The 8,463-nt window shown below is 43.6% G+C and carries 11 protein-coding genes; 3 read left to right on the forward strand and 8 right to left on the reverse strand.

Translation table 11 applies throughout. From position 1 onward, the window contains the following. The 3 genes from DDR33_RS25895 to glmM all read right to left on the reverse strand — a co-directional run. Nucleotides 1–216: hypothetical protein (locus tag DDR33_RS25895; protein ID WP_202913753.1), on the reverse strand; the 216-nt coding region annotated here is incomplete at its 3' end. Nucleotides 217–304: 88 nt separating this feature from the next. Further along, nucleotides 305–1,435 (reverse strand): cysteine desulfurase family protein, encoded by a 1,131-nt coding sequence (locus tag DDR33_RS15255; protein ID WP_109416668.1) that lies wholly within the window; start codon nucleotides 1,433–1,435, stop codon nucleotides 305–307. Nucleotide 1,436: 1 nt separating this feature from the next. After that, on the reverse strand, nucleotides 1,437–2,831 hold the full coding sequence (glmM, locus tag DDR33_RS15260; protein WP_109416669.1) for a phosphoglucosamine mutase: 1,395 nt from the start codon (nucleotides 2,829–2,831) through the stop codon (nucleotides 1,437–1,439). Between the two features lie 175 nt (nucleotides 2,832–3,006). On the opposite strand from glmM, the gene DDR33_RS15265 reads away from it, so the two are divergent. Genes DDR33_RS15265 through DDR33_RS15275 form a run of 3 tightly spaced genes read left to right on the forward strand, consistent with a single transcriptional unit; the run spans nucleotide 3,007 to nucleotide 5,013 of the window. Beyond that, entirely contained in the window at nucleotides 3,007–3,744 is a 738-nt protein-coding gene (locus DDR33_RS15265; RefSeq protein WP_109416670.1) for an SAM-dependent methyltransferase, read from the forward strand. Beyond that, nucleotides 3,737–4,318, forward strand: coding sequence for a phosphatase PAP2 family protein (locus DDR33_RS15270; protein WP_109416671.1), 582 nt, complete (start codon nucleotides 3,737–3,739; stop codon nucleotides 4,316–4,318). Before DDR33_RS15265 ends, DDR33_RS15270 begins: the two co-directional genes overlap by 8 nt. Further along, the gene (locus tag DDR33_RS15275; protein ID WP_109416672.1) at nucleotides 4,300–5,013 is read left to right on the forward strand and encodes a ZIP family metal transporter; all 714 of its coding nucleotides are present in this window, start codon (nucleotides 4,300–4,302) and stop codon (nucleotides 5,011–5,013) included. Before DDR33_RS15270 ends, DDR33_RS15275 begins: the two co-directional genes overlap by 19 nt. A 43-nt stretch (nucleotides 5,014–5,056) precedes the next feature. Here DDR33_RS15275 and DDR33_RS15280 read toward each other — a convergent pair whose 3' ends face one another. The 5 genes from DDR33_RS15280 to yajC all read right to left on the reverse strand — a co-directional run bounded on the left by DDR33_RS15280 (nucleotide 5,057) and on the right by yajC (nucleotide 8,392). Further along, nucleotides 5,057–5,509 carry a MarR family winged helix-turn-helix transcriptional regulator gene (locus DDR33_RS15280; RefSeq protein WP_109416673.1) on the reverse strand — a complete coding sequence of 151 codons (453 nt, stop codon included), beginning with the start codon at nucleotides 5,507–5,509 and terminating at the stop codon, nucleotides 5,057–5,059. A 70-nt stretch (nucleotides 5,510–5,579) separates the two neighbouring features. Next, the gene (locus DDR33_RS15285; RefSeq protein WP_109416674.1) at nucleotides 5,580–6,521 is read right to left on the reverse strand and encodes an MBL fold metallo-hydrolase; all 942 of its coding nucleotides are present in this window, start codon (nucleotides 6,519–6,521) and stop codon (nucleotides 5,580–5,582) included. Next, on the reverse strand, nucleotides 6,508–7,119 hold the full coding sequence (coaE, locus tag DDR33_RS15290; RefSeq protein WP_317047452.1) for a dephospho-CoA kinase: 612 nt from the start codon (nucleotides 7,117–7,119) through the stop codon (nucleotides 6,508–6,510). The genes DDR33_RS15285 and coaE overlap by 14 nt, the downstream gene beginning before the upstream one ends. After that, nucleotides 7,116–8,021, reverse strand: a complete 906-nt coding sequence (locus DDR33_RS15295) for a CdaR family protein (RefSeq protein WP_146198780.1) — start codon at nucleotides 8,019–8,021, stop codon at nucleotides 7,116–7,118. Before DDR33_RS15295 ends, coaE begins: the two co-directional genes overlap by 4 nt. A gap of 89 nt (nucleotides 8,022–8,110) precedes the next feature. Further along, nucleotides 8,111–8,392: a preprotein translocase subunit YajC gene (yajC, locus tag DDR33_RS15300; protein ID WP_109416676.1), complete on the reverse strand. Its 282-nt coding sequence runs from the start codon at nucleotides 8,390–8,392 to the stop codon at nucleotides 8,111–8,113. Nucleotides 8,393–8,463: the final 71 nt, after the last annotated feature.

Genomic DNA, 8,463 nt, shown 5'->3' on the forward strand with positions numbered 1-8,463 from the left:
GAGTGGTCCAGGTGTTCTGAGGGCGTTTAAATCATCATCGTTGTCAAGATCGTCACCTATTGGAGTTATTTCGGAATTCTCCCCGAGATCATCGTCATCATACCTAAGATCATCATCCTCCTCAGGCTCTTCGGGGGGGCCTATTTTCACATCCAACAAAGCATCGACTCGCAAATCCTCCTGAAGTACAGGGGAGTTTTCATGAAATAGTGTCATAGGGTATCAGCTTAATGTTCTAACTATTAGTATAAACACTCAGCCTTACCCTGTTTGTTTGAATAAAGAAAAAATAATTATGGATGGCTTAAACGGAACAAATTTCCTTCAGCTTACTGATAGTATAATCTACTTCGTCCTTTGTATTGAACTTGCTGAATGAAAAACGGACAGCAGGCCTGTCAGGATTAGCACCAATTGCTTCCAGCACATGCGACCCAATGTTAGAACCTGAGCTGCAGGCACTTCCTCCGGATACCGAAATACCGGCGATATCCAGATTAAAGAGAAGCATATCGGCCATTTCCATCTCGGGGAACGAGACATTCAATACAGTATAAAGACTTTTTTCAGGATCTGTTTCTCCGTTAAAGAGAACGCCGGGTATGTTTTCCACCAGGGCTTCTTTCATATATGTTTTCAGCGCCTGGATATGGGCTTTGTGCTCATCCATTTCCTGGTAGCAAATACTGAGAGCTTTCGCTAAGCCCGCTATGCCGTATATATTTTCAGTCCCGCCTCTCATATTTCTTTCCTGGGAACCTCCGTAAATAAGAGGATTGATCTTTATATCATGATTAATATAAAGAAATCCTACACCTTTAGGCCCGTGAAACTTGTGTGCGGCACAAGTGATAAAATGCACCTTCAATTCCCGGAGATTATGAGGATAATGCCCCATTGTCTGAACGGTATCGCAATGAAAAATGCTGTCATATTGAGAGCATAACTCTCCTACCGCTTTGATATCGGTTAATGTTCCGAGTTCATTATTGGCATGCATCAGAGATACAAAGCTGCGTCCATTGGCAGACAGCAGATCTTCGAGATGCTGCAGATCAATATTCCCCATGGAGTCGGTCCTGACAAAGCTTAAAGAAATAAGCCCGCTTTTCTCCAGCGCTTCGAGGGTATGAAGAACAGCATGATGTTCAATCCGGGAGGTGATGGCATGTTTTATCCCGTTATCGGTGATTCCGCACCGGATGGCCATATTATCGGCCTCAGTCCCACCGGAAGTGAAAAATATCTCAGCAGGGGCTGCCTGCAGGAGGTTCGCAACAGTCTTCCGTGCTTTTTCTACAACCGCGCGGGCTTCCCTGCCATGAGAATGAATAGAAGATGGATTCCCGTGCTGGGTTTCCATTAGCTCATACATTTCCTTTAAGACTTCGGTGTCAATGGCCGTTGTTGCGGCGTTATCAAGATAAACCCTCATGTTAGTCGTTGTTCTCCTGCAGAACTTCTTTGATATCGCTGATGATCTTGTTAGCCAGATTATTAGCAATAGTTTCTGAATTACCCTCTGAATAGATCCTGATAATAGGTTCTGTATTGGAGCGCCGCAGATGTACCCATTCTCTTTCGAAGTCGATCTTCAAGCCGTCAATAGTTGAATGCGGATGCTGTTTATATTTTTCACGGATCTTTTCCAGAAGGCCATCTATGTCCATTCCGGCGGTGAGTGTGATCTTGTTCTTGGAAATATAATATTCAGGATAAGAGCTTCTGAGGGCAGAAACAGGCTTTCCGGATTGAGCAAGATGAGTGAGGAACAGTGCAATACCAACCAGTGCATCCCGTCCATAGTGAAGCTCAGGGTAAATGACCCCTCCGTTACCTTCCCCGCCAATAACTGCCCCGGTTTCTTTCATCTTGTTAACAACATTCACTTCACCAACTGCAGCAGCGTTATATTCAGCTCCCGCCCGTTCAGTAACATCGCGAAGGGCCCGGGTAGATGACAAATTCGAGACGGTATTTCCTTTTGTGTGTTTTAGCACGTAGTCGGAGACCGCTACCAGCGTATACTCTTCGCCAAATACGTTTCCGTCTTCACACACAAAACACAATCGATCTACATCAGGATCTACCGCAATGCCCAGATGAGCTTTCTTGTTTACAACCTCCTGCGACAAAGCAACAAGATTTTCCGGAAGTGGTTCCGGATTATGAGGAAAATGGCCGTCCGGGGTGCAATAAAGTTCATAGACAGTTTCAACTCCAAGAGCCTTTAAAAGAGCGGGAACGAAAATCCCTCCCGTTGAGTTCACACAATCTATTGCGATTTTAAACTTAGCCTTTTTGATCGCCTCAGTATCTACGAGCGGAAGCGCGAGGATTTTGGCAATATGCTTGTCAAGATAAGAGTTATCAAACGACACCTTACCCAGATCGTTCACTTCAGAAAAAGAAAAATCGGTTTGCTCTGCCAGTTCCAGAACTTCTTTACCATCCGCATCACTTATAAACTCTCCTTCGGCGTTCAAAAGTTTCAGGGCATTCCACTGTTTGGGGTTATGGCTGGCAGTTATAATTATCCCCCCCCCGGCATTTTCTTCAGGTACGGCAATTTCCACTGTCGGGGTAGTTGAAAGGCCAAGATCTACCACATCTATACCAATGCTTTGAAGAGTTCCGGTTACAAGATTCCGCACCATCTTACCAGAGATACGGGCATCCCTGCCAATTACTATTTTCTTTTTCCCGCTCTTTGCTATGATCCATTTGCCAAAAGCTGCAGTAAATTTCAGTATGTCTGTCGGAGTCAGAGCATCTCCCGGTTTCCCTCCTATTGTCCCTCTGATCCCAGAAATTGATTTAATTAGTGTCACGGCTTACGTTTTTAAGGAGGTCAAAAATAAGGAATAAAACGAGAAATAGGAACAGGGGGAACCAGCAACTGCTCAAATGTAACAGTGTGATGATCATGTGATGAAATCAGGCAGGCGCCTTCTCTCATCTATCAAAGTCTTTCTGTATATTTGCAACTTTGTAATTTTTATAAATATGCCCGATAAATGGTACCAGAACTGGTTTAACTCTCCCTATTACCACATTCTTTACCAAAAACACAACGGTTCTGAAGCGGAATTCTTCATTGACAACCTTTGTTCTTTTCTAAAGCCAGAGCCGGGGGATAAAATGCTTGATATCGCTTGCGGGCGCGGAAGACACTCTGTTTACCTGAACAAAAAGGGATTCGATGTAACAGGGATAGATCTTTCACATGCTAATATTGAATTTGCCAAGCAAATGGAGAATGAGCATCTGCATTTCTTTGAGCATGACATGAGGAATCTGCTTTTTATCAATTACTTCAATATTGCTTTCAATCTTTTCACCAGCTTCGGTTACTTCGAAACAGAAAAAGATCACCTGAAAGCACTCCGTTCCTTCAGGAAGTCGCTTAAGAGCGATGGCCGGTTAGTTCTTGATTATTTTAATACACACAAGGTAATCTCTAATCTCGTTAAAGAAGAGACCAAATTTATCGGAGATATCTCCTTTAATATCCGGAAAAAAGTTGAGAATGGAAAAATCATGAAGAGCATTGATTTTGAACATAACAATGCCCGGCACCATTACCAGGAAGAAGTCTCCGCATTTTATCTCAGGGATTTTGAACGAATGTTTTCTCTAAGCGGCTTTAAGGTGGCACATTGCTTTGGAGACTATTCTTTAAGTGATTTCGATGAAGTTAAATCAGACCGTTTAATTATTATTTGCGAAAAAGCTGATGCTTGACCAACTCTTACAATTCGATCACCAGATGTTCCTGGGCATCAATCAGGGGTTAGCAAATCCCCTGTTTGACGCTATTATGCCCTTGCTGAGGAATAAATATTTCTGGTCTCCTCTTTATCTCTTTCTGATCATATTTCTGATCAAAAATTATAAGAAGAACGGGCTCATCTGTATCCTGTTCCTGCTGCTGACCTTTGCAATGGCTGATTTTTTCAGTGCGTCCCTGATCAAACCAGTAGCAGAAAGGCTCCGGCCCTGTAATGAGCCTGGCTTTAATAACGAAATAAGACTTTTGGTATCCTGCGGCCGGGGATTCAGCTTTCCGTCGTCTCATGCCTGCAATCATTTTGCCATCGCCATGTTCCTGATCGTGGTCTTTTACAAGCGCTGGCGCCCTCTCCTGCCGGCAGGTCTGCTCTGGGCATTCTCTATTTCTTTCGCACAGGTGTATGTCGGCGTTCATTTTCCGGTTGATGTGATTGCAGGAGGGCTGCTGGGTTGTATGATCGGGTATGTTACCGGCACTATATTTTTAACCACATATATGCAAAAAACATGGAGTACTGGCAGCTGATCATTCTTTTTTCCAGTTGCTTTCTGGGTGGGATCAGTATCTTTTTCTTCCCTAAAAGCAATGCAAACAGGCTGAAACTCATCCTGTCTTTCAGCGGGGCTTACCTTTTCTCCATTACGGTTTTGCATCTTATCCCGCATGTATACAGCGGCGCAGGCCACACCATTGGGTTGTACGTACTGGGGGGGTTCCTGTTCCAGGTGGTTCTGGAACAGTTCTCTGAAGGCATAGAACATGGTCATATTCACACATCTCATCATGAGCACTACGTTTTTCCCTTGGGCATCATGGTCAGTTTATGCCTGCATGCATTTCTCGAAGGAATGCCTTTGGCCGAGGGGCACCAGCATGAACTGCTATTTGGTATAGCCCTTCATCATATCCCGGCAGCATTTGCGCTGTCCAGCGTATTGCTTCAAAACAAGGTAAATAAAAAGAATATTATTCTCCTGCTGGTCCTATTCTCGACCATGTCACCCCTCGGGTTCATTCTCAGTGAATCTATAGGCAACGGCACAACAGGCAATATTTCGGTCTATTTTGATAAAATCATGGCGGTTGTAATCGGAATATTCCTTCATATCTCCACCACTATTCTTTTTGAGTCGGGAGTAGATCACCGCTTTAACAGAAGAAAGCTGATTGCGGTACTGGCCGGCGCAATCATTGCCGTGCTGACACTATTCGCCCATTAGCGAGGGCAAAACCAGGCTGTTTTCGTGGCAATTGAAACTGTTTCTAACCGCGAAGCTTATCGAGCAACGAGTTCAGCTGGGCTGCTTCCACGTCTGTAAGATTAGTTCTTAACACGTCTTCAGGCGTAACTATCGGGTCAAGCGACTGCAACACTTCAAGGCCTTTCTCAGTAATCAGGATATCGACGGCACGACGGTCATTTTTATTGATACAACGGGTTACAAGCTCCTTTTGAACCAGGCGTTCGACAATCCTGGAAGCATCCGACATTTTATCAAGCATCCGCTCTTTAAGCAGATTAATGGTTGCCGGGTTAGGGTATTGCCCGCGCAGAATCCGCAGGATATTGTATTGCTGTAAAGTAACCTCTTTCTTATTGAGGCGCTCTTTGACAAGGCCGGTTACCCAGCTGTAAGAATAAATGAGATTCACGACGATTTTGTGATAATCATTTTTAAAACCGGTTGTCTGATAGATCTCCTTCTCTAATTCCATTAGCGTAATAATAATTAAGTGATTATGTTATGTCGTTGGCCCCAGGTTTCATTTTAATTTACAGATAGTATTAAGTTAGGATCTTCACCGGCAATGTATTCTTTAAATGTTCTTTAAGAAACTCCCCGTTGCCATGCAGCGTCCAGATTTCGGAAGGTTGTGCTTTTTCTATGTAATTCAATATATCCTGCCAGTCTGCATGATCAGAAATGTAAAGTTCCAGATCATTCTGTACCTGTAACCTCTTCCAGCCAGAGGCAAATACCCGCAGCACCCCTTTCGCTCTGTAATAACACTCAAATGTAAGAGGAGGAACAATATAAACCAATCCCTGTTCCAAAGATTTCATTAATTTTCTGTTATATGGTTCATATTTACCGGGCGGATAAGAGAAATCTTCGTAAATCTTTGTGATAGGAAGGATAGAATGATGCAAAAGCACTGTCCGTCCGGGACAATACTGATTGATCAGGCTGATCAGCCTCTGGCTCTTTCCAAGTGAATAAGCTCCAAGCAATACATTGTGTCTTGATGTATTTAATTTCGTTATTTCAGCAGGCACATCAGGATGCTTCACCTCTGGATCCGCAAAGGTTGTCTCCGTAATAAGAACATCCGCTTTTACAATTTCAGCTGTTTCGCAAGTTGCATCTTCCTGAAGCTTAAAATCGCCGGTATACACATACCTCACCCCTCTGTACTCCATCAACACCTGCGCTGAGCCTAAGATATGGCCTGCCGGAATGAAAGTGATCTTCACCTGGTTCAGAAAGAATGGCTCATGAAAATTAAAGGTCCTGAATTCACGGCCCGCATTCTTCTTCAGCCGGAGTTTCATAATGGCGGCAGTCGGCAGAGTACAGTATACAGCTTCATTACCGGGACAGGCGTGATCACCATGGGCATGTGATATTACAGCTTGTTTAACAGGTTTTGCGGGATCAAGATAAAATCCCCCTGCGCTGCAATAAAGTCCATTATCATTAAAGCAAAGGAAATCATTTTCTATCATTACCGGCCTTTCCTGAATTCAGAAGATGCTGATGGATGCTGAGTACCTGGGGGATCAGCAAGTGAGATTCGTCATTGAAGACTATAAAATCAGACCGCTTTTTCTTTTCTTCATCACTTAGCTGATTTGCCATGCGCTTTCTTACCTCCATTTCTGTTACTTTATCCCTCTCCGTCACCCTTTTTATACGAATGTTGGGGGGAGCAATGACAGCAATTACAAAATCACAATCTTTGTAGGATCCGCTTTCAAACAAGATAGCGGCTTCCTTCACTACGTAAGGAGCTTTTTGCTGATGTGCCCATTGATCAAAATCCCGGAATACGGCAGGATGAATCAGCGAGTTCAGCTTTTTAAGTTTCTGTTCATCATCAAAAACTATTGATGCCAGTCGTTTCCGGTCCGGCTGTCCGTTTTCAAAGTAAACGGATTCTCCAAAAGAGGCCTTTATATCCTCTACAAGCTTGAGGTCTGTCTGCATAAGGCCTTTAGCCCTCGCATCCGAGTAAAATACTGGAATTCCCCAAAGCTCCAGGATTTTGCACACGGTCGTCTTCCCGCTACCAATTCCTCCAGTTATCCCAACCTTAAGCATCATCTTTTAACAAAAAAATCCACTACCTGAGGTTCTGTTTTAATAAGCCTGCAAAATGGCGGAAACTTCCTGAAAGAAACAGGCAACTGGGTTGCCCCCCTTTCAAGCCAGTCCTTCAGGTCAACAGCAGCCCTAAACGATTCCCGGTCTATGGAGGGGTAATTCTCCAGAGCACAAAAAATGGTCACCTTTACTTTTTCCGGCAATAATTTTACAGAAAGCCCCTTCGCATTCAGCACCTCTACAGGGACCTCAATCACCTTTTCCGTAAATATATCTACAGGGATTTCCACTTTAACCGACTGCGGGTAGACGTCTATATTATTCTGGCCCGGAGGCGCAATACCTACTTTTGCGGTCAGATCCACGCTGATATCCTGCCGCTTCAATGGAAGCGTAGACCAGTAAGTAATTTTCTTCAGATCCTCAGCAGCGCCGTTAACGGTTACCTGAGCCGGTGTCAGTTTTATATCGTTTGAAATGCCGTAGTTCTTTTTAAAAGCAAGATCACTTACCAGCCTGATGGGCACTTTCTTAACTATCCGTTTCGAAAAATCGAAAAACAGGGTGTCAGGAGATACAGATATGACTCTTTGGTTCGAATCAAATTGTTTATTCAGATCGTTCAGCTGATTGGAAAAAACCAGGTAATTTCTTGAGTTAAGGCTGCGCAGATTAACTTCTACCGACTGAGGATTAAGACGAAGACGGGAAAACAGCAGATGCCAGCCACTTCCTTCGACTTCAAGCGATACACTGTCGTCCTGCAAAGGATGGTAAGCTTTATTCTCAGGAGGGTTTATATAGGTTATCCTGGTATCTACCCGGTATTTGTACTTTCCCGAAAGTGCAATAAACAACCAGGTAAGTACAGCGACGACCAGACACGTTAAAAAAACTGTCATTCTGCGTCTTTCTATCCGGTTGAGTGTAACGAAGGCCATGCAGTTTAAAAACTTAAGCTATGAGCCCTCCAGGCTCATAGCTTAAATACTTATTTGGCTGTGTTCAATGCTTTAGAAGCATCGAGTGAAACAGCAGACTTATCAAAGCGGATCTTGGTACCACTTTCCACTTCAACCAGGAAAGTAGTATCGGTGATATCGACAATTTTACCGTGAATACCTGCTGTAGTGATTACTTTATCCCCACGCTTCAATTCATCAATATATTTTTTATGGTCTTTAGCTTTTTTCATCTGAGGACGGATCATAAAGAAGTAAAATACTACTATGATCAGTCCAAACATGATCATTTGCTGCATTGCTGGATTCATATATTTCTATTTAATTTAACTTATTTATTGACTGCCAGCTGCCGGTTCTCCCCTGCCGCCTCCAGCCAATC

It is taken from the genome of Pararcticibacter amylolyticus (assembly GCF_003130405.1).
GTDB classification, from domain to species: domain Bacteria; phylum Bacteroidota; class Bacteroidia; order Sphingobacteriales; family Sphingobacteriaceae; genus Arcticibacter; species Arcticibacter amylolyticus.